At 65.9% G+C, this 25,437-nt stretch carries 25 protein-coding genes; 16 read left to right on the top strand and 9 right to left on the bottom strand.

What is annotated here, in order from left to right:
* Positions 1-26: 26 nt before the first annotated feature.
* From AC1DYS_RS10160 to AC1DYS_RS10170, 3 genes are all read left to right on the top strand, one after another.
* Complete coding sequence (locus AC1DYS_RS10160; RefSeq protein ID WP_477898577.1) at positions 27-917, top strand: MBL fold metallo-hydrolase; 891 nt, start codon at positions 27-29, stop codon at positions 915-917.
* Between the two features lie 84 nt (positions 918-1,001).
* Complete coding sequence (locus AC1DYS_RS10165; protein WP_477898579.1) at positions 1,002-1,712, top strand: DsbA family protein; 711 nt, start codon at positions 1,002-1,004, stop codon at positions 1,710-1,712.
* Positions 1,713-1,720: 8 nt separating this feature from the next.
* Positions 1,721-2,110 carry a nuclear transport factor 2 family protein gene (locus AC1DYS_RS10170; protein ID WP_477898581.1) on the top strand — a complete coding sequence of 130 codons (390 nt, stop codon included), beginning with the start codon at positions 1,721-1,723 and terminating at the stop codon, positions 2,108-2,110.
* Positions 2,111-2,126: 16 nt separating this feature from the next.
* Here the strand turns inward: AC1DYS_RS10170 and fahA are convergent, their stop codons facing one another.
* The 5 genes from fahA to AC1DYS_RS10195 form a co-directional block, all read right to left on the bottom strand.
* Positions 2,127-3,428 carry a fumarylacetoacetase gene (fahA, locus tag AC1DYS_RS10175; protein WP_477898583.1) on the bottom strand — a complete coding sequence of 434 codons (1,302 nt, stop codon included), beginning with the start codon at positions 3,426-3,428 and terminating at the stop codon, positions 2,127-2,129.
* A gap of 13 nt (positions 3,429-3,441) precedes the next feature.
* Positions 3,442-4,524: a porin gene (locus tag AC1DYS_RS10180; protein ID WP_477898585.1), complete on the bottom strand. Its 1,083-nt coding sequence runs from the start codon at positions 4,522-4,524 to the stop codon at positions 3,442-3,444.
* Positions 4,525-4,654: 130 nt separating this feature from the next.
* Positions 4,655-5,476 (bottom strand): cyclase family protein, encoded by an 822-nt coding sequence (locus tag AC1DYS_RS10185; protein WP_477898587.1) that lies wholly within the window; start codon positions 5,474-5,476, stop codon positions 4,655-4,657.
* A complete protein-coding gene (locus AC1DYS_RS10190; protein WP_477898589.1) occupies positions 5,473-6,174 on the bottom strand; it encodes a TetR/AcrR family transcriptional regulator in 702 nt (233 codons plus the stop codon). Before AC1DYS_RS10190 ends, AC1DYS_RS10185 begins: the two co-directional genes overlap by 4 nt.
* Entirely contained in the window at positions 6,171-7,154 is a 984-nt protein-coding gene (locus AC1DYS_RS10195) for a Bug family tripartite tricarboxylate transporter substrate binding protein (protein WP_477898591.1), read from the bottom strand. The genes AC1DYS_RS10190 and AC1DYS_RS10195 overlap by 4 nt, the downstream gene beginning before the upstream one ends.
* Positions 7,155-7,404: 250 nt before the next feature.
* On the opposite strand from AC1DYS_RS10195, the gene AC1DYS_RS10200 reads away from it, so the two are divergent.
* From AC1DYS_RS10200 to AC1DYS_RS10235, 8 genes are all read left to right on the top strand, one after another.
* Positions 7,405-8,796 (top strand): pyridoxal-phosphate dependent enzyme, encoded by a 1,392-nt coding sequence (locus AC1DYS_RS10200; protein ID WP_477898593.1) that lies wholly within the window; start codon positions 7,405-7,407, stop codon positions 8,794-8,796.
* On the top strand, positions 8,793-9,989 hold the full coding sequence (locus tag AC1DYS_RS10205; RefSeq protein ID WP_477898595.1) for a trans-sulfuration enzyme family protein: 1,197 nt from the start codon (positions 8,793-8,795) through the stop codon (positions 9,987-9,989). Before AC1DYS_RS10200 ends, AC1DYS_RS10205 begins: the two co-directional genes overlap by 4 nt.
* Positions 9,989-10,987 (top strand): isopenicillin N synthase family dioxygenase, encoded by a 999-nt coding sequence (locus AC1DYS_RS10210; RefSeq protein WP_477898597.1) that lies wholly within the window; start codon positions 9,989-9,991, stop codon positions 10,985-10,987. The genes AC1DYS_RS10205 and AC1DYS_RS10210 overlap by 1 nt, the downstream gene beginning before the upstream one ends.
* Positions 10,988-11,111: 124 nt before the next feature.
* Positions 11,112-12,296 carry an acyltransferase family protein gene (locus AC1DYS_RS10215; RefSeq protein WP_477898599.1) on the top strand — a complete coding sequence of 395 codons (1,185 nt, stop codon included), beginning with the start codon at positions 11,112-11,114 and terminating at the stop codon, positions 12,294-12,296.
* 167 nt (positions 12,297-12,463) lie between these two features.
* Entirely contained in the window at positions 12,464-13,300 is an 837-nt protein-coding gene (locus AC1DYS_RS10220; protein ID WP_477898601.1) for an ABC transporter substrate-binding protein, read from the top strand.
* Between the two features lie 86 nt (positions 13,301-13,386).
* The gene (locus AC1DYS_RS10225; protein ID WP_477898603.1) at positions 13,387-14,082 is read left to right on the top strand and encodes an amino acid ABC transporter permease; all 696 of its coding nucleotides are present in this window, start codon (positions 13,387-13,389) and stop codon (positions 14,080-14,082) included.
* A complete protein-coding gene (locus tag AC1DYS_RS10230) occupies positions 14,079-14,798 on the top strand; it encodes an amino acid ABC transporter permease (RefSeq protein ID WP_477898605.1) in 720 nt (239 codons plus the stop codon). Before AC1DYS_RS10225 ends, AC1DYS_RS10230 begins: the two co-directional genes overlap by 4 nt.
* The gene (locus AC1DYS_RS10235) at positions 14,795-15,535 is read left to right on the top strand and encodes an amino acid ABC transporter ATP-binding protein (RefSeq protein WP_477898607.1); all 741 of its coding nucleotides are present in this window, start codon (positions 14,795-14,797) and stop codon (positions 15,533-15,535) included. Before AC1DYS_RS10230 ends, AC1DYS_RS10235 begins: the two co-directional genes overlap by 4 nt.
* Before the next feature lie 2 nt (positions 15,536-15,537).
* On the opposite strand, the gene AC1DYS_RS10240 is transcribed toward AC1DYS_RS10235, so the two are convergent.
* Complete coding sequence (locus AC1DYS_RS10240; protein ID WP_477898609.1) at positions 15,538-16,581, bottom strand: aldo/keto reductase; 1,044 nt, start codon at positions 16,579-16,581, stop codon at positions 15,538-15,540.
* A 35-nt stretch (positions 16,582-16,616) separates the two neighbouring features.
* Entirely contained in the window at positions 16,617-17,801 is a 1,185-nt protein-coding gene (locus AC1DYS_RS10245) for an MFS transporter (protein WP_477898611.1), read from the bottom strand.
* Between the two features lie 93 nt (positions 17,802-17,894).
* Between AC1DYS_RS10245 and AC1DYS_RS10250 the strand changes: the two genes are divergently transcribed.
* From AC1DYS_RS10250 to AC1DYS_RS10270, 5 genes are all read left to right on the top strand, one after another.
* Complete coding sequence (locus AC1DYS_RS10250; protein ID WP_477898613.1) at positions 17,895-18,830, top strand: LysR family transcriptional regulator; 936 nt, start codon at positions 17,895-17,897, stop codon at positions 18,828-18,830.
* Positions 18,831-18,852: 22 nt separating this feature from the next.
* Complete coding sequence (locus tag AC1DYS_RS10255; RefSeq protein ID WP_477898615.1) at positions 18,853-19,335, top strand: hypothetical protein; 483 nt, start codon at positions 18,853-18,855, stop codon at positions 19,333-19,335.
* A 3-nt stretch (positions 19,336-19,338) separates the two neighbouring features.
* The gene (locus AC1DYS_RS10260; protein ID WP_477898617.1) at positions 19,339-19,692 is read left to right on the top strand and encodes an ArsC family reductase; all 354 of its coding nucleotides are present in this window, start codon (positions 19,339-19,341) and stop codon (positions 19,690-19,692) included.
* Between the two features lie 940 nt (positions 19,693-20,632).
* Complete coding sequence (locus AC1DYS_RS10265) at positions 20,633-20,896, top strand: hypothetical protein (RefSeq protein ID WP_477898619.1); 264 nt, start codon at positions 20,633-20,635, stop codon at positions 20,894-20,896.
* Between the two features lie 121 nt (positions 20,897-21,017).
* A complete protein-coding gene (locus AC1DYS_RS10270) occupies positions 21,018-21,587 on the top strand; it encodes a dihydrofolate reductase family protein (RefSeq protein WP_477898621.1) in 570 nt (189 codons plus the stop codon).
* A gap of 272 nt (positions 21,588-21,859) precedes the next feature.
* On the opposite strand, the gene AC1DYS_RS10275 is transcribed toward AC1DYS_RS10270, so the two are convergent.
* Both AC1DYS_RS10275 and acnA read right to left on the bottom strand, forming a co-directional pair.
* Positions 21,860-22,648: a fumarylacetoacetate hydrolase family protein gene (locus AC1DYS_RS10275; RefSeq protein ID WP_477898623.1), complete on the bottom strand. Its 789-nt coding sequence runs from the start codon at positions 22,646-22,648 to the stop codon at positions 21,860-21,862.
* A gap of 31 nt (positions 22,649-22,679) precedes the next feature.
* Entirely contained in the window at positions 22,680-25,415 is a 2,736-nt protein-coding gene (gene acnA / locus AC1DYS_RS10280; RefSeq protein WP_477898625.1) for an aconitate hydratase AcnA, read from the bottom strand.
* Positions 25,416-25,437: the final 22 nt, after the last annotated feature.

Here is a 25,437-nt window from a genome sequence, read left to right on the forward strand (position 1 = left end):
CAACCAACCTTCGATGGAGCTCCCGAATGAAGATGATCAAGACCCTCACCATGGCCCTGTTGCCCGCTGCGATGACGCTGGGCGTCGTCTCCACCGACGCCGCTGCACAGTCCGCCTCTCCGCTGACGCTGCAGGTCTACAACGCCGACGGCGCGAGCTTCCACGTCAACGCCGTGCTCGTGTCCGGCAAGACCGACGCCGTGTTGCTCGACACCGGCTTCACCCGTGCCGACGCATTGCGCATCGTCGCGATGGTGCTCGACAGCAAGAAGACGCTGAAGACCGTCTACATCAGCCAGGCCGACCCCGACTACTACTTCGGCATCGAGGTGCTGAAGCAGTACTTCCCCGACGCGAAGGTCGTGACCACCGCGCCCACGCTGAAGAAGATCCAGGCGACGCTGGCCAACAAGCTGCAGGTCTGGGGCCCGCGCATGGGTGTCAACGCGCCGAAGAACGTGCCGCTGCCTGAAGTGCTCGCGGGCAACACGATCACGCTCGAAGACCAGGTGCTGGAAATCCGTGGCCTCGACGACAGCCAACCGCACCGCAGCTTCGTGTGGATCCCGTCGATCAAGACGATCGCTGGCGGCGTGAACGTGTACGCCGGTTTGCACCTGTGGACGGCCGATGCACAAAGCGTGCAGGAGCGTGCCGACTGGTCCAAGAAGCTCGGCACCATGGCCGCCCTCAACCCCGTGACCGTGATTCCCGGCCACAGCCTGCCCGGCCAGAAGCAAGACGTGTCGCAGATCGCCTGGAGCCAGGCCTACCTCGCTCGCTACGAGCAAGAATTGCCGAAGGCAGCCAACAGCGGCGCGCTGATCGAAGCCATGAAGAAGGCTTACCCCGAAGCCGGCTTGGGCGTTGCGCTCGAGATCGGTGCCAAGGTCAACAAGAGCGAGATGAAGTGGTGAGCGCCAAGCGCACCATGGCATGACGCCAAATCGGCGCGGGGCCTTCGGGCCTCGCGCCGCTCACGTTCAACGGAAGGAACCTCCATGTCGACGCCCACGCTTCACTACATCCACGACCCGCTTTGCGGCTGGTGCTACGGCGCCTCGCCGCTGGTGCAGGCAGCCCGCAGCAAGCTCGCGGTGACGGCCCATGCCGGTGGCATGATGGCCGGTGCCGCACGCCGCGCGGTCACGCCCGAGTTGCGCCAGTACGTGATGGGGCACGACAAGCGCATCGCGCAGCTGAGCGGGCAACCCTTCGGGCAGGCCTACTTCGACGGCCTGCTGCAAGACCACGGCGCGGTGTTCGATTCGGCGCCGCCCATCACCGCGGTGCTGGCCGCAGACCAATTGGGCGGGGCGGGGCTCGACATGCTGGCGCGCCTGCAGAAGGCGCACTACCTCGAAGGCCGTCGCATCGCCGAGCTCGACGTGATCGTCGACCTGGCGGTGGACATCGGCCTCGACCGCGAGGCCTTTCGCCAAGCGTTCGGCGCATTGGAAGGCAAGGCTACCCAGGCGCACATCGAGCAGAGCCGTGCTTTGCTGGCGCGCGTCGGCGGCCAGGGTTTCCCGACCTTCGCGCTGGAGCTCGATGGGCAGTTCACCCGCGTGGAAATCGGCCCGTACCTCGGCCAGCCGGCTGCATGGAACGCCTGGCTGACGCAACAGGTGCCGCAGCAGGTGCCGGTTGACTCCACTGGCGCGCAAGCCGACGCCACGTTCGTCTGCGGCCCCGACGGCTGCGCACTGTGAGACCCACGATGAAAAGCAACCTCGACGTCATCCAAGCCCACTACGCCGCCTCGGCCCGCCAGGACACCGCCGCCATGATGGCCGACGTGTCGCCGGACGTGCGCTGGACCGAGATGGCCGGCTTTCCGTGCGCCGGCACCTGGGTCGGCCCGCAGCAGGTTCTCGACAACGTCTTCGCCGTGCTCGGCTCGGCCTGGCAGGGCTACCAGTTCAAGCTCGAAGGCCTGATCGACGGAGGCGACCGCGTCGTGGCCACCGGCAACTACCACGGCAGCTACCGCGCCACCGGCAAATCGATGGTCGCGCGGGTGGCCCATGTGTGGCAGCTCGAGCAAGGGAAGATCGTGACGTTCGAGCAGTTCACCGACACGCTGCTGGTGGCTCAGGCGATGAGCTGATCGACGGCTCGCTCCGTCATGCTGGCGCAAGTGCCGGCAGCACCGTGCCCGAGCATTCGCCGAAGCCGATGCGCGCCGCTCCGGGCTTCTCGCCCCACGCGCGCAGCGTCACGGTGTCGCCGTTCTCGAGGTAGCTGCGCGTTTGCCCATCGGGCAAGGTGATCGGCCTCGTGCCGCCCTGGGTGAGTTCGAGCAGGCAACCTTGCTCGCCCTCGAAGGGACCCGACTGGGTGCCGGTGCCCATCAGGTCGCCAGGGCGCAGGTTGCAGCCGCCTTCGGTGTGGTGCGTGAGCATCTGCGCGATCGACCAGTAGCAGTGGCGGAAGCTGCTGCGTGAGAGCCGCATGGGCCGCTTGCTGTGCAGCGTCTGCAACCTGACTTCCAGCTGCAGGTCGAACGCGGGCTTCGGGTTCGTGGACTGCAGGTTCGCGATCGTCGGCGGGTCGCCCGCGTCGCGCGGCAGCGCGCAGCGAAAAGGCGCGAGCGCCTCCAGCGTCACGATCCACGGCGACACGGTGGACAGGAAGTTCTTCGCCAGGAAGGGGCCGAGCGGCATCGCCTCCCAGCCCTGCACGTCGCGCGCCGACCAGTCGTTGAGCAGGCTCAGGCCGAAGATGTGGTTCTCGGCGTCGTCGATCGCGATCGACCGCCCGCGTTCATTGCCGGCGCCGACCCAGAAGGCCAGCTCCATCTCGTAGTCGAGCCGCGCTGTCGGCCCGAAGCTCGGTGCCGCAGCGCCGGGTGGGCGGGTCTGGCCGAGCGGGCGCGTGAAGTTCGTACCGCTGACCTCGATCGACGAGGCGCGGCCGTGGTATGCGATCGGCAGCCATTTGAAATTCGGCAGCGGTGGGGCGTCGGGCTGGAAGATGCGGCCCGCGTTGAGCATGTGGTGCGTCGACGTGAAGAAGTCGGTGTAGTCGCCGATGCTCGCCGGCAGCGTGTACTCGGCATCGGCCTGCGCGATGAGGCAGCCGCTCAGCCGCTGCGCTTCGGGTGCATCTGCTCGCAGCAGGCGCGACAGCTCTGCGCGCAGCGCCGACCATGCACTGGGGCTCATCGCCATCAGGCCGTTCAGCGTGCCGGCGCTTGCACCCAGCGCCGCCACCCGTGTCGAGGGTTCGAAAACGCCGGTCATGAAGGCCGCGGCCATGTCGAGCACCTGGTCGCCGATCGCGACGCCGCCGCGCCATGCTTCGCGCGTGCCTTTGCGGCGGAACACGCCGTGGGGCAGGTTCTGGATCGGGAAGTCGGTGTCCGGCGTGTTGGCAGACGGGACCCAGCTCGACAGTCGCGGGTCGTGTGTGGCGTTGATCGTCATGAGCGCACCGAAGTCAGAAGCGGTGGCGGATGCCCAGCGCATAGCCGGTGCCGCGTGAGAGCGCAGTCACCTTGTCGGCCATCAGCACGGTGTACACGTCGGTGCGCTTGGAGAGGTGGTGGTCGTAGCCGAGCGTGGTGGTCGTGCGCGACTGGTCGGCAACGAGCGTCTGCTCTTTGGTGGTGTGCGCGGCAGAGAGCAGCACACGCCCGCTGCCGACCGGCGCGGCAAGCCCGAGTTGCAGCGTACGGAGCGCGATCGTCTTTTCTCCCGGTGGGCCAGGGCGTGTGCCGGTGATCTCGGTGCGCGCGAGCTGGCCGAACAGCTTGACGATCGGCAGCTCGAACGACATGCCGAGCTGCACCGTCGAAAAATCGCTCGCGGTGAAGGGGGGCACCGCGCCGGGCAGGGAAGGAATGCCGAGCGGGAAGGCCAGTGCAGCGCGCGAGACCTTGTCGAAGGACAGCATCGCGGCAAGCTGCGTGCCGGTCCATGCGACGCTGCCACCGACGCGGCGGCCACTGTTGGTGCCTTCGCTGGGTGCGGCCTGCAGCGCGACGACGGTGCCGCCGAGCGTCGGCGAGGTATAGCCGAGCGAGTTGCTCCAGCCCGAATCGGTGGCACCGCTGCCGGTCACCATCGGCTGCGTCGGGCTGCCGAGGTAGGTATGCAGAAAAGTCGGGTTGATCACCGACGACGCACCGAACGGATTGAAGCGGATGTTGTTGATGAAGTTCGGCGTCGACATGCGACCCAGGCGCAGTGCGCCGGCCGAGCCCGACACACCCACCCACGCGCTGCGGCTCCAGAAGGCTTCGCCGGGGATGCCACGTGTCGCGCCACCGCTGTCCGGCGCCATGAAGGTGCTGAGGTCGAAGTTCGCACGCAGCCCACCACCGATATCTTCGCTGCCGCGAAAGCCGAGGTGCGGCGTCTCCATGACGCCGCTCTCGACGTTCTTCGTGCGGGCCGTGCTCGCGAGTTGTTTGCCGTAGAGGCCGACGTCGACGACGCCATAGATCGTCACCGACGATTGCGCCTGGGCTGTTCCGTTCAGTGCGAGCAGTGCGGCGGCGGGAATCCATGTCTTCTTCATGCTTGTCTCCATGTGGTTGTGCTTGTGGTGCAGTTGCGCGAGGGTGAGCAACCCCGGGGCGCGGCCGAGGCCGTTCCCGAAAAACTCATGTGGGAAAAACTGCCCGCGCGTGGCGCGCGGGCTCAGCGGGTCATCCGCTCATCGGCGGGCTGACTCCCGTCAACGCTTCGTCGAAGATCGCGACCGCGCGGGTCCAGCCTGCAGAGGCATTGCGGACCTTGTGCGGAAAGCAGCTGACGTAGAAGCCATCGGCCGGCAGGGCTTCGAGGTTGTGCAGCTTCTCGAGGTGGCAGTAGCCGATGTCGCGCCCGGCCTTGTGGCCTTCCCAGATCAGCGACGCGTCGCTGGACTCACCGTACTTCTTTGCGGTGTGCACGAAGGGCGCGTCCCAGCTCCAGGCGTCGGTGCCGGTGAGGCGCACACCACGCTCGAGCAGGTACATCGTTGCCTCGTAGCCCATGCCGCAGCCTGCGCTCACGTAGTCGCGCTCGCCATAGCGCGCGCCGGCGCGGGTGTTGATCATCACGATCTCGAGCGGCGCGAGCGTGTGGCCGATGCGTGTGAGTTCGGCTTCGACGTCGGCCGCGCTGACCACATAGCCGTCAGCGAAGTGCCGGAAGTCCAGCTTGACGCCAGGCTGGAAGCACCACTCCAGCGGCACCTCGTGGATCGCGATCGCAGGGCGCTTCTCGCCGAGCCCCGCGTCCATCGTGCTGTGGAAGTGCCAGGGCGCATCGAGGTGCGTGCCGTTGTGGGTCGACAGCTGTACCAGCTCGACCGCCCAGCCTTCGCCATCGGGCAGGTCCTCTCGCCGCAGGCCCGGGAAGAAGGGCGCGATCTGCTCGAAGGTGTTCTCGTGCGTGAAGTAGGTGATGCGAGGCTCAAGGCCGGGCGGGTCGGAGGCGACGTCGTTTTCGAGGAAGATCGACAAGTCGATGAAGCAGCGGGTCATCGGGTTCTCCGTTTCGAAGGGGCGGTGGTGGGCTTGTCGAGCACCGCGCGAAAGCCCGCGGCGACGAAGTTCAGCAGCGTGGCCTGGGCGGCAGGATCGGCTGCGCGGTTCTCGCCGCCCGAGAGGCGCTCCACGCGCTGGTCGGTCATGAAGTGCAGCAGCGCGCCGAGCATGAACTGATAGCACCACGCCACCTGGCCACGCGTGGCGGCAGGGTGCAGGCTGCACAGCGCATCGATGAACGCGTTGGCCATCGGGTCGAAGAACTCGCGGTGCACACGATCTGCCTCCGGGCTCGGAGCGGCGAGGTCGCGCGCCGCCATCAGCGCGTAGTAGCGCCCGTCTGTGTGCTGGTGCAACGCGAGCACCGGGCTGATGAAGGCATCCAGGATGCGCTCCAGCCGGCCGGCCTCGTCCCCATCGGCAATGACGGCGGCGAGGCTGCTCAGGCGCTGCTGGATCATCGGGTGCCATGACTCGAAGATCGCGTGATAGAGCTCGTGCTTCGCGCCGAAGTAGTAGCCCACCAGCGCGAGCGGCACACCGGCCTCGGTGGCGATGTCGCGGATCGACACGCCGTGGAAGCCGTTCAGCGCGAACAGCTTCTCGGCCGCCAGCAAGATGGTCAGGCGCTTGTCGGGCTGATCGCTCAGCCCGCCGACGCTGCGCACGATGCCATGGGGCGCGCGCGGTTTCATTCCGGTGTGAACCCGACGCGCTTGACGATGGGGGCCCAGGCCGCGTTCTCGTCCTTCACCGCCTTGGCCAGCACAGCTGGCGTGGTAACCGCCACCTCGAGGCCGAACTGCGCGAGCGCTTCGGACATCTCGGGCGCCGACATGGCGGTGCTGATCGCCGCGGCCGTGCGCTGCACCAGCTCCGGCACCGCCTTGCCGGGCAGGAAGAAGCCGTACCACTCCACCTGCTCGAGCGCCTTGAACCCCAGCTCGGTGAAGGTCGGCACGTCCGGCAGGAAGCGCGAGCGCTTCGGGCCCGAGGTGGCGAGCACGCGCAGCTTGCCGGTCTTCACATGCGGCAGGTAGTCGCCGATCGGTCCGCTGAACGAGGTGATCTGGCCGCCGAGCAGGTCTTGAATGCCGGGGACGGTGCCGCGATACGGCACGTGGTTGAGGTCGACTCCGCTCTCCTTGCCGAGCAGTGCGCCGATGAAGTGCGGCGGTGAGCCGGCACCGGGTGAACCGTAATTCGCCTTCGCGGGGTTGGCCTTGGTCCAGGCGAGAAAGTCTTTCAGTGTCTTAACTGTCTCGGGCACTGCCGGCCCGACACCCAGGCCGAAGACGACGCTGGTCGCGCCGCACACCGGCGTCAGGTCGTCGATGCCGTAAGTGAGCTTGCTGTACAGGTGCGGGTAGAGCGTGATCATTGCCGCCGGCGTGATCAGCAGGCTGCTGCCGTCGGCGGCACTGCGCTTGAGTTCGTCGACCGCAAGACGCCCGCCGGCACCGGGCTTGTTCTCCACCAGCGTGACCTTGGCGATGCTGCCGCGGAGCTTGTCGGCGACGCGGCGCGCCACGACGTCGACGGTGCCGCCGGGTGGGAAGCCGGTCAGGATGCGGCTGGTCTCGGGCGTTTGTGCGTAGCTCAGCGCGGGCCAGCCGATGAGCGAGCCGACGAGCGAGCCGGCGGCGGATGCGATGAGGTGTCTGCGGTTCAGCATGAACATGTCTCCAGATGGTTGTTGGCCAGGGGCAGGTCTTTGAATTTGATTCAGTTTATTAACTAGTTGTACGGTCGTACAACAAGGGCATACCCTGAAGGCGCTCACGCAAGGAACGCCAAGCGCACACCGCATGCCGCGCGGCACCCAAACGCGTTTCGTGTCGATCGATCATCGGAACCCGCATGGGTTGGCGCATGCCAATCTCCTTGCGCTTGACAGGACTTGGGGCGGCCCGTATCACCGCGGCATGCCTCCCATTGACGACCTCTCGCCCGCACAACGCCCTGCAGTTCTCGACCTGATCGGCAACACGCCGCTCGTGCAGGTCACGCGCCTCGGCACCGGCCCTTGCACCTTGCTGCTGAAGCTCGAATCGCAGAACCCCGGCGGCTCCATCAAGGACCGTGTCGGCCGCTCGATGATCGAAGCGGCCGAGCGCGATGGCCGCTTGAAGCCGGGCGGTACCGTGATCGAAGCCACCGCCGGCAACACCGGCCTGGGCCTCGCCCTCGTGGCGCGGGCGAAGGGCTACCGCGTGGTACTGGTCGTGCCCGACAAGATGTCGACCGAGAAGGTGCTGCACCTGAGGGCGCTCGGCGCCGAGGTGCACATGACGCGCAGCGACGTCGGCAAGGGCGACCCGGCCTACTACCAGGACTACGCGGCGCGCCTGGCGAAAGAGATCCCGGGCTCCTTCTTCGCCGACCAGTTCAACAACCCCGCCAACCCGCTCGCGCACGAGACCTCGACCGGCCCCGAGATCTGGCAGCAGTGCGGCCATGAGCTCGATGCCATCGTGGTCGGTGTCGGCTCAGCCGGCACGATGACGGGGCTCACGCACTTCTTCCAGCGCGTGCAGCCCAAGCTCGAATTCGTTCTCGCCGATCCCGTCGGCTCCATCCTGCGTGACCACGTGCTCACCGGCACCCACGGCGCGGCCGGCTCGTGGGCGGTGGAGGGCATCGGTGAAGACTTCATCCCGCCGATTGCCGACTTCTCGGCGGTGAAGCACGCGTACTCCATCTCCGACGAAGAGAGCTTTGCCGCGGCGCGCGAGCTGCTGAAGGCCGAAGGCCTGCTCGGAGGCTCGTCTACCGGCACGCTGCTGGCCGCCGCGCTGCGCTTCTGCCGCGCGCAAACAAAGCCGCTGCGTGTGGTGAGCTTCGTGTGCGACACCGGCACGCGTTACCTCAGCAAGGTCTACAACGACGCCTGGATGATCGACGAAGGCCTGCTCAAGCAGCGCCGCTATGGCGACCTGCGCGACCTGATCGCGCGGCGCGCCGAAGATGGCAGCGTGGTCTCGGTGCAGCCCGGCGACACGCTGCTCACCGCCTTCCAGCGCATGCGCCTGGCCGACGTGCAACAGCTGCCGGTGCTCGATGGCGGCACGCTGGTCGGTGTGGTTGACGAGTCCGACCTGCTGCTGCACGTGCAGGAAGATTCCTCGCGCTACAACGACCCCGTGAAGAGCGCGATGAGCACCGCGCTGCAGACGCTGGCACCCGATGCCGGCCTGCCTGCGCTGCGCCGCGTGCTCGCCAGTGGGTTGGTTGCCATCGTGGCCGATACAGCGGGCTTCCATGGCCTGATCACCCGTTTCGATCTACTCAACCACTTGCGAAAGAGCAAACGATGACCGACCCCAAGAAGGGCAACACTGGCGACAAGAAGCAGAAGTTCGCGACCCGCGTGATCCACGCCGGCCAGTCGCCCGACCCGAGCACCGGCGCGATCATGCCGCCGATCTACGCCACCTCCACCTATGTGCAGAGCAGCCCCGGCGTGCACCAGGGCCTCGACTACGGCCGCTCGCACAACCCCACGCGCTGGGCGCTTGAGCGCTGTGTGGCCGACCTCGAAGGCGGTGCGCAAGCCTTCGCGTTCGCCTCGGGCCTCGCCGCCATCTCGACCACGCTCGAGTTGCTGGATGCCGGTGCGCACGTGATCGCGAGTGACGACCTTTACGGCGGCACCTACCGCCTCTTCGAGCGTGTGCGCGCACGCAGCGCCGGCACGCGCTTCAGCTTCGTCGACCTGTCGAACCTCGACGCGGTGCGCAAGGCCATTCGCCCCGAGACGCGCATGCTGTGGGTCGAGACGCCGAGCAACCCGCTGCTCAAGCTCGCCGACCTGGCGGCACTGGCGCAGTTCGCGCGTGAGCACGGGCTGATCGCGGTGGCCGACAACACCTTCGCCAGCCCCTGGGTGCAGCGCCCGCTCGAACTCGGCTTCGACGTGGTGGTGCACTCAACCACCAAGTACCTCAATGGCCACTCCGACGTGATCGGCGGCGTCGCCATTGTGGGCAGCGAGCCGCGCCAGGCCGACTGGCGCGAACGCCTCGGCTTCCTGCAGAACTCGATCGGTGCGATCGCCGGGCCCTTCGACAGCTACCTGGCCTTGCGCGGCGTGAAGACGCTGGCCTTGCGCATGGAGCGCCACTGCAGCAGTGCGCTTGCGCTCGCGCAGTGGCTCGAAGCGCAGCCGAAGGTCGCGCGCGTGCGCTATCCCGGCCTCGAATCGCACCCGCAGCATGCGCTGGCCCGGAAGCAGATGCATGGCTTCGGCGGCATGATTTCGCTCGACCTCAAGACCGACCTGGCCGGCGCCCGCCGCTTTCTCGAAGCGGTGCAGATCTTCGCGCTGGCCGAGAGCCTGGGAGGCGTCGAAAGCCTCATCGAGCACCCGGCCATCATGACGCACGCCACCATCCCCGCCGAGACACGCGCCACGCTGGGCATCGGCGATGCGCTGGTGCGCTTGTCGGTCGGCGTGGAAGACGTCGACGACCTGCGCGACGACCTGGCACAGGCGCTGGCCGCCATCTGATGGAGACGCTGCCCGTCATCGACGTGCAGGCCCTCGTCGATTCGAACAGCAGCACCGCTGCACAGGCCTCAGTGGCACGCGAGCTCGACGCGGCAGCGCGCCGCTACGGCTTCTTCTATGCCAGCGGCCACGGTGTCGACGCAGCGCTGATCGAGCGCACCGCGCAGCTCGCGCGGGCCTTCTTCGCACAGAGCGAAGACGCCAAGCTGCGCATCCCGATGTCGGCCGGCGGGCGCGCATGGCGCGGCTACTTTCCGCTGGGCGGTGAGTTGACGTCCAACCGGCCCGACTGGAAAGAGGGCCTGTACCTCGGCACCGAACTGCCCGCCGACCACCCGCGTGTGCGGGCCGGCACCATCCTGCACGGCGCCAACCTGTGGCCCGAGATCGATGACTTTCGCACCACGGTGCTCGCCTACCTTGAAGCGCTCACGCAACTCGGCCATGCGCTGATGCGCGGCATGTCGATGGCGCTCGGCCTGCCGCCGCACTGGTTCGCTGACCATGGCACCGCCGACCCGCTGATCCTGCTGCGCTTCTTCAACTACCCGAGCCGCCCGGTGCCGCCGGGCAGCGCGGCGCAATGGGGCGTGGGCGAGCACACCGACTACGGCCTGCTCACCATGCTGTGGCAAGACGAGGTTGGCGGCCTGCAGGTGCGTACCGACAACGGCTGGATCGACGCACCGCCGATCACCGGTACTTTTGTCTGCAATATCGGGGACATGCTGGACCGTATGACCGGTGGTCGCTACCGCTCGGTCCCGCACCGCGTGGCCATCAACACAAGTGGTTACGACCGGCTCTCGATCCCGCTGTTCTTCGACCCCGACTTCGCCGCGCGCGTGCAGCCCGTGCCCGGCAGCGGCCCGGGGCAGGACGACAGCGGCCGCCGCTGGGACGGCGCCAACCTGCAGGCCTTTGAAGGCAGCTACGGCGACTACGTCACCGCCAAAGTCGGTAAGGTTTTCCCAGACCTTAAGGCAGTGGTCGGCTGAGGTAGTGGGGCGGATGGCATGACCCGCCGGTGGTTGCGGCCATGCGGCATGGTTTGTGCCAAGGCGCGGTGGCACATCACTTCTCGCGTTGGGCTCGCGTTGTCTTGCCCATGCCCCTCCGCCCATGAATCCTGTCAGCCCCTTGCCAGCGTTGGTCGCCTTGTTGGCGGCACTCGGCACCACGGTGCTCCTCGTCAAGCGCTTCGGCGCCCCCAAGCAAGAGGGTCGCTTCGCGGCCATCGACGGCCTGCGGGGTTACCTGGCCTTCTTCGTGTTCGTCCACCACGCAGCCATCTGGTACTTTTTTCTGCGGAGCAGTGAGTGGAAGGCCGCGCCGTCGAACCTGTACACGCACTTCGGCCAGACCAGCGTGGCCATGTTCTTCATGATCACCGGGTTCCTGTTCTTCACCAAGCTGCTCAATGGGCGGCGGCGGCCGGTCGACTGGTTGCAACTGGCGGTGTCGCGCGTGATGCGGCTCGCCCCGCTGTATCTGTTCGCGATGCTCTGCCTGTTCACCATCGTCACGGTCATCTCCGGCGGGGTGCTGCACGTCCCCGAGTCGAAGCTGGCAAAGAGCGTGATCCAGTGGATGCTGTTCACCGTGGCCGGCGCACCCGACGTCAACGGCGTGGCCCAGACCAGCAACATCCTCGCGCGGGTGCCTTGGACGCTTCCGTATGAATGGTTCTTCTATCTCTCACTCCCCCTCCTGGCGCTGGGCATCCGCGTCGACGTGCCGCGCCGCTACGTCGTGCTCGGGGCCGTGGCGATGGGCTTGATGCTGGTGGTGTGGCGGCCCGAGACACACAACATGCTGTCGTTTCTGGGTGGCATCGTCGCTGCCGTGGTCGCAGCCTCTAAGCGGCTCGACGGCGTGGCCTCGTCCAAGTGGGCGTCTGTGGCCGTGATCGCCTGCCTGGCAGCCGTCGTCGTGCTGTTCCCGACGACGCACGAGCCCACTCCCGTGCTGTTGATCTCGGTCGCGTTCACCCTCATCGCTTGCGGCGCCAACCTGTTCGGGGCGCTCACGCACGCGGTGTCACGCACCCTCGGCGAAATGGCCTACAGCATCTATCTGCTGCACGGCCTGGTGCTGTTCCTCTTCTTTCACTGGCTGCCGCGGTCTGGCCTGGGTTTGCCGGACCCCGTGGCACATTGGGCTTTCGTGGTCGCGCTAACGCCGGTGCTGATCGGGCTGTCCTTCCTCACCTTCAGCGGCATCGAGAAGCCGGCCATGCAAAGCACGGCACGCGTCACGCAGTGGCTGCGCCTGCGGTTCGGCAAGGTCAGCGCCGTGGCAGTTTGAGCGAGCCCGCGAACCGGCAAACCCCCATGGTGGACAGGGGCTAGCGGCGGGCAACATGCCGTGCGGCTTGGGTACGAAGACATTCGCACATGGATATTCCTATTCGTTCCTTCGGTGTTGCGCGGGCCAGGGTTAGCCTCGCGTCTTCATTCACGGAGAGTCTTTCCATGCATTCACTGCGTACGCGCACGTTCGCCCTGCTCGCCGCCACGGCGGCTTCCCTTGTCTTCACGGCCGCTGCGCGCGCCGACCAGCTCGACGACATCAAGAAGAAGGGCGAGATCGTCATCGGCGTGCTCGGCACCGACGAGCCCAACAGCTTCGTCGACCCGAAGACGCGCGAGATCGTCGGCTACGAGGTCGACATCGCCACCGCCATCGCCAAGAAGATCGGCGTCAAGCCGGTGTTCAAGCAATTGGCGGTCGCCGCGCGCATCCCCGAACTGCAGCAGGGCCGCGTCGACATCCTCGCCGCCTCGCTCACGCACAACAAGGAACGCGAGGCGCTGGTCGACTTCTCGCTCACCACCTTCGTCACCGGCCAGAAGGTTCTCGTCAAGACCAGCAGCGGCATCACTGACGTGCCGCAGCTCGCAGGCAAGAAGGTGCTCACCGTCAAGGGCGGCACGCAGGAACCCAACATCCGCAAGGCCGTGCCCAATGTCGAGGTCGTCACCTTCGAGACCACGCAGCAGGCCTTCCTGGCGCTGCAGCAAGGCAAGGGCGTGGGCTATGTGAACGACGAAGCCTCGCTGGTGAACGACTACGCCAAGCTCGGCCCGGCGAAGAAGGATTACGCGATCCTGCCCACCAACATCAGCGTCGAGCCACTGGCGCTCGGCCTCAAGAAGGGCGAGAAAGGCTTGAAGGCGCTGGTCGACGGCGTGCTGCGCGATCTGGAATCGTCCGGCGAAGCCGACAAGCTCTTCGTCAAGTGGTACGGCCCGGCCACCAAGCTGCAGTTCGACAAGCGCAGCTTCAAGATCGACAACGACAAGCTCTGATTCGGGTGTAGAACGGTCGGGAGTGAGCTCCCGACTTTTCGCCCTGCCGCCCGAAACGGAGCGGCAGGGCTTTTTGCGATCTGCCGATGCCTTCTTTCGATTTCGCCCTGCTGCAGCAGGGGCAGTACCACGACTGGCTGATCAGCGGCCTGTGGGTCTCGCTCCTGCTTGCCGGGCTCACGCTCGTGTTCGCCTTGCCGCTGGCCGTGCTGGTGGCCTTGTTGCGCATTTCGCCGCTCGCGCTGCTGCGCTGGCTGGGCGCTGCGTATGTGGAAGGCATTCGCAATGTGCCGCTGCTGGCGCACCTGCTGTTCTGGTACTTCGGCGCGCCCGAGCTGCTGCCCGAGGCCGCGCGGCAGTGGCTGTACGCCGGCAACATCGAACTCGCCAGTGCCGTGGTGGCGCTGACGCTCTACACCGCGGCCTACATGGCCGAAGACATCCGCAGCGGCATCCGCGCGATTCCGCTCGTGCAGTTCGAGGCCGGGCGCGCGCTGGGCTTCGGCTTCCTGGCGACGATGCGGCGCGTGATCCTGCCGCAGGCCCTGCGCGTGACCGTGCCGCCGCTGATCTCGCAGACGCTGAACCTGTGGAAGAACACCAGCATCGCCACCGTGATCGGCGTGGCCGAGATGATGTACCAGGCTGCCAAGGTGGAGTCCACTTCGTTTCGCAGCGTCGAGGCCTTTGCCTTCGCGACGAGCGCCTACCTCGCGGTGTCGCTCGTGATCACCGGCCTCGGTGCGTGGTACCACCACCGCTACCCGGTGCGCACCGCATGATCGAGCTGATCGAGACCTACTGGGTCTACTTCCTCGTCGGCCAGTACCCGAAGGGGCCGCTGGGCGGGCTGGCGCTCACGGTGCTGCTGGCGGGGCTGGCGCTGGTGCTTGCGCTGCCGTTGGGTGTGGCGCTCGGGCTCGCGCGTGTGAGCCCGTACCGAGTCATCCGCTGGCCAGTCACGGCACTGGTGTTCGTGGTGCGTGGCGTGCCGCTGCTGATGGTGGTGTTCTGGGCCTACTTCTTCTTGCCCAGCGTCACCGGCGTGAAGACCGACCAGTTCGGCACCATGCTCATCGCGCTGGTGGTGTTCGACGGTGCCTACCTCGCCGAGATCGTGCGCGCGGGCATCCGCGGCGTGCCGAAGGGTCAGTTCGAGAGCGCACGCTCGTTGGGGTTGAGCTACGCGCAGACCATGCGACGCGTGATCCTGCCGCAGGCACTGCGCCACATGCTGCCCTCGCTGGTGAACCAGTTCGTCGCCACCATCAAGGAGACCTCGCTCGGGTACATCATCGGGCTGACCGAGGTGTCGTTCATCGCCGCGCAGATCAACACGCAGGTGTTCACGCGCGGTGCCGAGGTCTACCTGCTGCTCGGCCTCACCTATTTCGTGCTCTGCTTCGGCCTGTCGCGCTTCGCGTTCTGGCTCGAGCAGCGCATGGCGCGGCGCAGGGATGTGCAGCTGCCGCCGCAACCACTGAAGGCATCCGCATGATCCGCTTCGACCAGGTCAACAAATGGTTCGGCTCCTACCAGGCGCTGGTGGACATCAACGAGACCATCGCCGAAGGCGAGGTCGTGGTGGTGTGCGGGCCCTCCGGCTCGGGCAAGTCGACCTTGATTCGCACCATCAACCGGCTCGAGGCCATCCAATCGGGCACGATCTCGATCAATGGCGAAGACATCCACCGCCAGGGCCTCGACGTCAACGCCTTCCGCTCGCACATCGGCTTCGTGTTCCAGCAGTTCAACCTGTTCCCGCACCTGTCGGCCATCGACAACTGCACGCTCGCGCCGATGGCCTTGAAGCGCTTGTCGCCCGCCGTGGCGCGTGAGCAAGCCATGGCGCTGCTCGACCGCGTGGGCCTCGCGCACAAGGCGAATGCCTATCCATCCGAGCTGTCGGGCGGCCAGCAGCAGCGCGTGGCCATCGCGCGTGCGCTGGCAATGCAGCCGCCCATCATGCTGTTCGACGAGCCCACCAGCGCGCTCGACCCCGAGATGGTCGGCGAGGTGCTGCTCGTCATTCGAGACCTGGTGCGCGACGGCATGACGCTGGTGGTCGTCACGCACGAGATGGGTTTCGCCCGCGAGGTGGCCCACCGCGTGCTCTTCATGGACCAGGGCAGGGTGCTCGAACGCGCGACGCCCGACGACTTCTTCAACCGGCCGCAGCACCCGCGGGCGCAGCAGTTCTTGTCCGACATCCGCACGCCGTTCGCCACGGCCTGAGGTCAAGAGCCGCTGTTGACGGCCACCGGGCTGCGCTCGGCGAACTGGCCATTCCAGTACGGGTAGTAAGGGTAGGGCGGCGTGGTGGCGCTGGCAGTGTCGAGCCGGGCGACCTGCTCTGCGCTGAGCTGCCAGCCCAGGGCGCCGAGGTTCTGCTTCAGCTGCGCCGCATCGCGCGCACCGATCAGCACGCTGGCCACTGTGGGTCGCTGCAGCAGCCAGTTGATGGCGATCTGCGGCAGTGTCTTGCCGGTCTCAGCCGCTACCTCGTCCATCGCGTCGACGACGCGGTACAAATGCTCGTCGTCGACCGGCGGCGCGAAGCCGGCGGTCTCGTGCAGGCGGCTGCCAGCGGGCAAGGGTTGGCCGCGGCGCACCTTGCCGGTCAGCCGGCCCCAGCCGAGCGGGCTCCACACGATGGCGCCCAGGCCCTGGTCCTGCCCCAGCGGCATCAGCTCCCATTCGTAGTCGCGGCCGATCAGCGAGTAGTAGCTCTGGTTGGCCACGTAGCGTTGCAGGCCCAGCCGGTCGGCCGCGGCGAGTGATTTCATCAACTGCCAGCCGGAGAAGTTGGACACACCGAGGTACCGCACCTTGCCGGCACGCACCAGGTCGTCCAGCGTGGACAGCACCTGCTCTACTGGCGTCATCGCGTCGAAGGCGTGCAGTTGCAGGATGTCGATGTGGTCGGTCTGCAGGCGCTTCAGCGCGGCGTCGGTCGCTTCGATGAGGTGGTGGCGCGACGAGCCCACATCGTTCGGCCCGTCGCCGCTGCGCAGCGAGAGCTTGGTCGAGATGATGGCCTGGTGTCGCCGGCCCTTCAGCGCTTCGCCGAGGATGGATTCGGAGGCGCCGCTCGAATACACATCGGCGGTGTCGAAGAGGCTCACGCCGGCATCGAGGCAGATGTCGACGATGCGGCGTGCGCCGGCCACGTCGGTGTTGCCCCAGGCGCTGAACAGCGGGCCCTGCCCGCCGAAGGTGCCGGCGCCGAATCCGAGTGCAGGCACCTTGAAGCCTGAGCGGCCGAGAAAGCGGTGTTCCATGGTGATGTCCTTATTGATGTGGTGATAGTGGTGACTCAAGCGAAGGCGGAACGCGGCGTGGTGCAAGCGTCGGCGCGGTGGCTCCACAGCGCGATGCCCAGGCCCACCAGCGTGATGAGCGCGGCGATCCAACCGAGCGACTGCAGGCCAGGCCCGTGCTCGACGGTCACACCGCCCACCCACGCGCCGATCGCGTTGCCGAGGTTGAAGGCAGCGATGTTCAGGCTCGACGCGAGGTTCTGCCCCGCGCCCGAAGCCTGTTCCAGCACGCGCATCTGCATCGGTGCCACGGTGGCGAAGGCGGCCAGTCCGAGCAGTGCGACGAATACCACTGCCAACCATGGCGTGCCGATGGCGAACTGCATGGCACCGAGCACCGCCGCGAGCGCGGCCAGCGTGCCCAGCGCGGCCGGCATGGTGCCGCGGTCGGCCAGGCGCCCGCCAAGCAGGTTGCCAACCGCCATGCCGCCACCGAACACGAGCAGGATGGGCGAAACCGCCGAGTCCGGCACGCCGGTGATGCGCGTGAGCAGCGGCTGGATGTAGGTGAATACCGTGAACACGCCGGCGTAGCCGAGCACCGTCATCGCGAGGCCGCGCAGCACCTGCGGGCGAAGCACGGCAGCCAGTTCGTCGCGCAGCGGTGCTGCTGCCGCATCAGCCGCATCGCCTTGTCGGTTGGCCGGTACGAAGAAGGCGATCACCGCGAAGGCGGCCGCACCGATCAGCGTGATGACCCAGAAGGTGGCGCGCCACCCGAACTGCAGCCCGAGCCAGGCACCAGCCGGCACGCCGAGCAGCGTTGCCAGCGTGAGGCCGGTGAACATGATGGAGATGGCCGAGGCGCGCCGCTGCGGCGGCACCAGGCCGGTCGCGACGACCGCGCCCACGCCGAAGAAAGTGCCGTGCGCCAGCGCAGTGACCACGCGGGCGACCATCAGCCAGCCATAGCCGGGCGCCAGGGCGCAGGCCAGGTTGCCGAGCGTGAAGATCACCATCAGCGCCAGCAGCACCGCCTTTCGCGGCATGCTGCGCGTGGCAATGGTGAGCAACGGGGCGCCCACCGCCACGCCGATGGCGTAGCCCGATATGAGCAGGCCGGCGGCCGCGATGGAGACGTGAAGGTCCGCCGAGACCTGCAGCAGCAGGCCCATGATGACGAACTCGGTGGTACCGATGGCGAACGCACCGGCGGAGAGGGCAAGAAGGGCGATTGGCATGATGGGAGCAACTGTGCGGCGTTTGTTGCGCGGTGACTAGAATGCCGGCCGGAATTGCACTTGTGACTTCAACTCACAGCCGAAGGGTCTGCTATGCCGCGCATTGACGTCAACCGCTCCGGCGAGATGGAAGCCTTCGTGCAGGTCGTCGAACGCGAGGGCTTCTCGGCCGCGGCCCGTGCGCTGGGCATGACGCCCTCGGCCGTCAGCAAGCTCATCGGCCGGCTCGAAACGCGCCTCGCCATCCAGCTGGTGCACCGCTCCACACGCAAGCTGCAGCTCACGCCCGAAGGCCAGCAGTTCTACGAGCGCAGCGTGCGCGTGCTGGCCGACATCGACGAAGCCGAGCGCAGCGCCGCGACGAATGCCGTGCCGCGAGGGCGCGTCGTCATCAACACCAGCATGTCGTTCGGCTCGCAGGTCGTGGTGCCGCTGGTGGCGCGCTTCCTCGAACAGCACCCGCAGATCACCCTCGACATCGTGCTGACCGACCGCGTGGTCGACCTGATGGACGAGCGTGCCGACATCGCCATCCGCTGGGGGCCGCTGCCGTCGTCCGACCTGATCGCGCGCTACCTGGGCGAAACCGGGCAGTCCATCGTTGGCTCACCCGCCTACCTGGCGCGGCACGGCACGCCGCGCAAGCCTGGCGACTTGGAGTCACACCACCAGATCGACTTCAGCTACCGACGCCGGCTGCCCGACTGGCCGCTGCGCGTCGACGGCAAGCTGGTCGACGTGCCGGTGCGTGCCAGCGTGCGCGCGAGCGACGGCGAGGCGCTGCGGCAGCTGGCGGTGGCCGGCGCCGGCTTGGCGCGGCTGTCGAGTTACCACATCCAGGCCGACCTCGACGCCGGCCGGCTCGTGCCCGTGCTGGAGAAATTCAACCCTCGCGACATGGCGCCTATCCATGCGGTGTACCTTGGCAAGGTCGAGCGCTTGCCGTCACGTGTGCGTGCGGTGCTCGACTTCCTGGTCGCAACCGTGTGCCCGGACCCGCGCTTCAAGCCCAGGCGCGTTCGGGCGTGAGCTTGAAAGGAGACGAAGGATCATGAATCGCTGTTTCGCCGTGCTCGCCGCTGCTGCACTGTCGGCGTGCTCGTCGTATGGCCCCGGCTCGCTGAGCAAGGATGCAAGCGTCGAGTCCACCCTGCAGGCGATGGGCCCGCCCACGGCCGACATCACGCTGCCCAACGGTGAACGCCGGCTCGAATACGCGCGTGGGCCCTACGGTAAGCACACCTACATGCTCGACTTCGACGCACAAGGCCACCTGCTGCGCTGGGACCAGGTGCTTACCGAGAGCCGCTTCAACGCCATCCAGGCCGGCATGACTGCAAACGACGTGCTCACGCAGATCGGCCATGCGTCCGAGACCTACTACATCGGCTGGCAGAAGCAGAACGTCTGGGCGTATCGCTACGAATCTCCGTTCTGCGTCTGGTTCCAGGTGGGCCTCGATCAGCAAGGCAAGGTGGTCGATACTGCCTACGGCCCCGATCCCATTTGCGAACATCCTCGAGACGCACCCTGACCCATGAGCATCACTGTCTACGGCATTCCCAATTGCGACACCGTCAAGAAAGCCCGCACCTGGCTGGCCGACCACCAGGTCGACATCGCATGGCATGACTTCAAGAAGCAGGGCGTGCCCGCCGCCGAACTCGACCGCTGGATGAACGCGGTGGGTTGGGACAAGGTGCTGAACCGCCAGGGCACGACCTGGCGCAAGCTCGACGATACGACCAAGGCAGCAGTCACCGATGCAGCATCGGCCAAGCAGGTGATGCTGGATCAGCCGAGCGTCATCAAGCGCCCGGTGGTGCAGTGGGCTGACGGCCAGATCACCGTTGGCTTCAGCGAGGCGTTGTTCACGCAGCACTTGGGCTGAACGCGAACAAAGCTGGCTTGATTGGCGACGAACTCAGCACACCTCCGTTTGCCTTGCCTGTCATGAAGACCGACTACAGCGCGCCTGACGTCTCAGCTTTGGCGCTTCTGCGACGCGGAGAAGCGGTTGCAAAATCCCACCTGCGATTGATTGACTGACTCGGCATGCGCGACTCCGATCGACATCGCTCCAGGCCATCAGTAAGCTGGCCAACGCTGGCTGGCGTCGGTCACCAAGGTGCTGCTTTTGCCGGATCAATACGCACACTGCAATTGCGTCCAGATAGGAATGCAATCCAATTCTGCAAGGCACTTTGCGACGCTTGGCTTTCGACACCGGGATACGCAGCAAAACTGTCGCCCGAGAACATAGTTAGAAGTCGCCAGAGCCTAGGCCGAGATTCATTCAGCATTTAAAGGGAAGCATGCTACTAATCGGCGCGGCCATCGTCGCACTCATCTGCATATTCATAGGGGTTCCAGTCACCCGTGTCATCTCACGTGCCATGAGACCCAAGCGCCCAGTTCTCGCCCGAATTACAGTAATCGGATTTTGGGTTGGTCTTGCAACACTGGTCACTTGGCCCGTGCTTTCTGGCCCATTAGTTTTCGAACTGAAGTGCAGCAATTTCACGAGACTGGATGTGCCCCCGCCCATAGACGCTCGGGCAAGCGGATACTTTGATGAACGCCTTAGCCTTCCCGCCCACATCCAGACCCACTTCGACGAGTTCTTCCTAGACAGGGACGTAGATGACCTGTTGGCCGGACGAATTGCGTTCTTTGAAAGGCGCCACCCCTCGCCTTACGCATCGGCACCATTCCTTAGGTACTCGCTGATTGAGGCCGGCGCAAGCAACTGCGCACCAAAGGTCACTGGAGGTACCTATGGAAGAGCGAAGCTGCCTCAAGTCGCACCAACCAAGTGTCTAGGTGTGGAAATGGTCCAATCTGCAGCCAGTCAGTTCACAGTGTCCGCATCCGGTGACCTGAACACCAATGACGGAACCACGCGGATCACTGATCGCTCGTCGCACGAAGTGCTAGCCATGTTCCGTTCATTCGGTCGCACCTATCTGTATGGCGGAACGAAGTCTTGCCCGATTGTTCGGGTACGCGGCGATGACTATGGTGGGCACATCAATTTCACAAAGGCGGTTTTCATGGACGCATCTGGCAAGGTGGAAGAACTTGTTCGCAAGTAACCGCATCGGCACAAAGTTGACAGCGACTTCTAACCCATCGAGAGGACCAGGCAAGCCGGGTCATGCAACTCATGTCAAACGTAGGTGGACGGTGGAAGCAGTCAATTCATAGGAGGTCGAAGTGTCTGCATCAGTGCTCTACATGTCGATGTCACTCGACGGGTATATCGCAGGTCCGAACGATGAGGTGGGCAACCCCGGTGGCGACGAGTTCATGCGGCTGCACGAGTGGTACGGGGACTTCTCCCGGCCGTCGGGGCCGACCGGGGAGCTGTGGGACGAATGGAACGCTCCTGGCGCAATACTGGCGGGTCGACGTACCGTGGAGCAGGTCGATCACTGGGGCGGTGACAATCACGGTGTCCGGATCTTCGTGCCCAGCCACCGGCCGCCCGGTCCGTCCGTCGCGAACTATCCGTTGGTGACGTACGTGACCGATGGGATCGAGAGCGCGATGGCGCAGGCGAAGTCCGCCGCCGGGAAGCGCGACGTGCTGATGCTGGGCGCGTACACGGCGCAACGAGCGCTCGTGGCCGGTGTGCTGGATGAGTTGCAAATTCACCAGATTCCAGTCCTGTTCGGTGGTGGCCGTCGGCTGTTCGAGGTGTTGCCGTCGCGCATCGAGCTGGACATCGTTCGGGTGATCGACACGCCGGAGGCCACACACATCCGCTACCGCGTCCGTCGCTGAGCCGGGCTGTTGGGAGACGGATGGACGGTGGGACGTCACCTAACAGCCGGTGGCAGCGGACGGTCCGCTGCTGAACCGGACGTTAGGCCTCACGGCCGGCTCCAATCTGAAATGTGACACCCCGCGCAACGCTAAGGTGCTGCGTGGGAACTCACGACACACAACTGACGGAACAGGTCGCTGGTCGATGCAGACGATGCTTTCCAATGGGCATAGCCAGAGGTCAATCGCCTCATCCTAGAGCGTGAATCCATCGACCATCTCTTGCGAGGTCAGACGATCTTCACGCTCAGGTTGGGCAGGCCATCGACGTGGCACTCGATCACGTCGCCGCGCACCACCGGCCCGACGTTCTCGGGCGTGCCCGAGTAGATGATGTCGCCGGGCATCAGCTCGAAGGCTTCAGACAGCTTGCTGATCTGCTCGGCCACGCTCCAGATCATCTGGTTGAGGTCGGCGCTTTGCTTGGTCTCGCCGTTCACCTTGAGCCAGATGTTGCCCTTGGTGAACGCACCCGTCTGTGTAGCCAGGTGCAATGGGCCGATGGGTGCTGAACGGTCGAAGCTCTTGCCGATCTCCCACGGTTTTTTCTGGTCACCCATACCGCGTTGCAGGTCGCGGCGGGTCATGTCGAGGCCGAGCGCATACGCGTAGACGTGGTCGAGCGCCTTGTCGATCGGGATGTCACGCCCGCCCTTGCTCAAGGCCGCGACCAGTTCCACTTCGTAGTGGTAGTTCTTGGTCAGCGGCGGGTACGGGTGGTCGGCCACGGTGCCGGGGGCCACGTTCTGGATCGCGTCGGTCGGCTTCTGGAAGAAGAACGGCGGCTCGCGCGTCGGGTCAGAGCCCATCTCGCGTGCATGCGCTGCGTAGTTGCGGCCGATGCAATAGATGCGCCGCACCGGAAACACCATGTCGCTGCCGACGATGGGAATGTAGGTGTCGGGCACGCTGAACGGCGTCTTCGCGCTGCCGGTCTGCGCGGTGCCGGGCAGGGCGCATCCGACGAGCGCGCCGAGGCCCAGCGTGGCGGTGGTTCCGAACAGGGATCTGCGATCCATGCAGTGTCTCCTTTTGATCTTGTGATGCCGATCAAGCCGCCAGCAACTGCCTCAGCACGAAGGGCAAGATGCCGCCGTGTTTGTAGTAGTCGACCTCGATCGGTGTGTCGATACGCAGCGTGACGCGCACGTCGCGCTTGCCGCCGTCGAGGTCGTGGATCACGAGCGTGGCGTCTTGCTGCGGCTTGAGTTCAGTGCCCAGCAGCACGTCGAACTTCTCGTCGCCGGTGATGCCCAGCGTCTGCCATGAGTCGGTGCCCTTGAACTGCAGCGGCAGCACGCCCATGCCCACCAGGTTGGCGCGGTGGATGCGCTCGTAGCTGCGCGCGACGACAGCCTTGATGCCGAGCAGGGCTGTGCCCTTGGCAGCCCAGTCGCGCGAAGAACCGGTGCCGTACTCTTCACCGGCAAAGACGATGGTCGGCGTGTTCTCGGCCATGTACTTCATCGCAGCGTCGTAGATGAACATCTTCTCGTTGCCAGGCTGGAACAGCGTCACGCCGCCTTCCTCGCGGCTGCCGTCGGGGCCGGCCGGGATCATCAGGTTCTTGATGCGGACGTTGGCGAAGGTGCCGCGCACCATCACGTCGTGGTTGCCGCGGCGCGAGCCGTAGCTGTTGAAATCGGCCTTGCCGACCTTGTGCTCTTTCAACCACTGGCCTGCAGGAGACTGCTCCTTGATCGAGCCTGCCGGTGAGATGTGGTCGGTGGTGATCGAGTCGCCGAAGAGCGCCATCGCACGCGCACCCTTCACGCCCGAGTCGGCCAGGCCCGGCTCCATGTGGAAGCCGTCGAAGAAGGGCGGCTTGGCGATGTAGGTGCTGGTAGGCCAGGTGTAGGTCTCGCCCTTCACACCCTGGATGTTTTCCCAGAGCTTGCCCGGCTTGGTCTTCACCTGCGCGTAGTTCTCGCGGAAGGCCTTGCCGTTCATCGCGAACTTCATCAGCTTGTAGATCTCGTCACTGCTGGGCCAGATGTCGCCGAGGTAGATGTCGCGGCCGTTCTTGCCCTTGCCCACCGGCTCGGTCATGAGGTCGACGTTGGCGTTGCCAGCGATGGCGAACGCCACCACCAGCGGCGGCGATGCCAGGAAGTTGGCCTTGAGGTTCGGGTGGATCCGTGCCTCGAAGTTGCGGTTGCCCGACAGCACGGCCGCGCACACCATGTTGTTGGCGGTGATCACCTCGTTCAGCTCGGCCGTCAGGTCGCCGGCATTGCCGATGCAGGTGGTGCAGCCGTAGCCGGCCAGCGTGAAGCCCAGCTTGTCGAGGTACTGCGTGAGCCCGGCCTTCTCCAGGTATTCGGTCACCACGCGTGAGCCCGGCGCGAGCGAGGTCTTGATGTGCGGCGCGACCGTGAGGCCTGCCTCGACTGCCTTCTTGGCCAGCAGGCCGGCGGCCAGCAGCACGGCCGGGTTGGAGGTGTTGGTGCACGAGGTGATGGCGGCGATCAGCACGTCGCCGTTGTGCACCTCGAGCCCGCTCTTCGTCTTGTACGCCTTGTGCAGGTTCTCGGCCGGCTGGTTGAAGCCGTTGGCCGACACCGGCTTGCTGAAGAGTTCGGTGAACTCGGTCTTCATCTTGCCGAGCTCGATGCGGTCTTGCGGGCGCTTCGGGCCGGCGAGCGAGGGTGTCACGGTGCTCAGGTCGAGCGACACTTCCTTCGAGTAGTGGATGTCGCCCGAGCGCGGCACGCCGAACATCTTCTGCGCGCGGAAGTAGGCCTCGAAGGCCTCGATCTCGGTCTTGGTGCGGCCCGTGCCTTCGAAGTACTCGATGGTCTTCTCGTCCACCGGGAAGAAACCCATGGTCGCGCCGTACTCGGGCGCCATGTTGCCGATGGTCGCGCGGTCGGGCAGAGACAGCGTGCTCGTGCCTTCGCCGAAGAACTCGACGAACTTGCCGACCACCTTCTCCTTGCGCAACAGTTCGGTCACGGTCAGCACCAGGTCGGTGGCGGTGACGCCTTCGCGCAGCTTGCCGGTGAGCTCGAAGCCCACCACGTCGGGCGTCAGGAAGTACACGGGCTGGCCCAGCATGCCGGCCTCGGCCTCGATGCCACCCACGCCCCAGGCCACCACGCCGATGCCGTTGATCATGGTCGTGTGGCTGTCGGTGCCGACCAGCGAGTCGGGGTAGTACACGCCGTTCTTGTTGTGCACGCCGCGCGCCAGGTACTCCAGATTCACCTGGTGCACGATGCCGAAGCCCGGAGGCACCACGCCGAAGGTCTCGAAGGCCTGCATGCCCCACTTCATGAACTGGTAGCGCTCGTTGTTGCGCTCGAACTCAAGCTTCATGTTCAGGTCGAGCGCGTTCTTCGTGCCGTAGTAGTCGACCATCACCGAGTGATCGACCACCAGGTCGACCGGCACCAGCGGCTCGATGGTCCGCGGGTTCTTGCCCATATCGACTGCCACATTGCGCATGGCGGCCAGGTCGGCCAGCAGCGGCACGCCGGTGAAGTCTTGCAGCACCACGCGCGCCACCACGAAGGGGATCTCGTCGACGCGGTCAGCGGTGGGCTGCCAGTTGGCGAGCTGCGCCACGTGGTCGGCGGTGACCTTCTTGCCGTCGCAGTTTCGCAGCACCGACTCGAGCACGATGCGGATCGAGATCGGCAACTGGTTCACGTTCGGGAACTTCTTGGCCAGCTCGGGCAGCGAGTAGTAGCTGCCGGTCTTGCCGGACGCGGTCTTGAAGGTCTTGAGGGTGCTGGGGAAAGCGTGTTCGGCTGGCTTCTTGGTGGTCTTTTCGGCTTTGGCCATGGGTTCGCTCCTGGGCTGAGGT

Source organism: Rhizobacter sp. P2_G4, assembly GCF_056403575.1.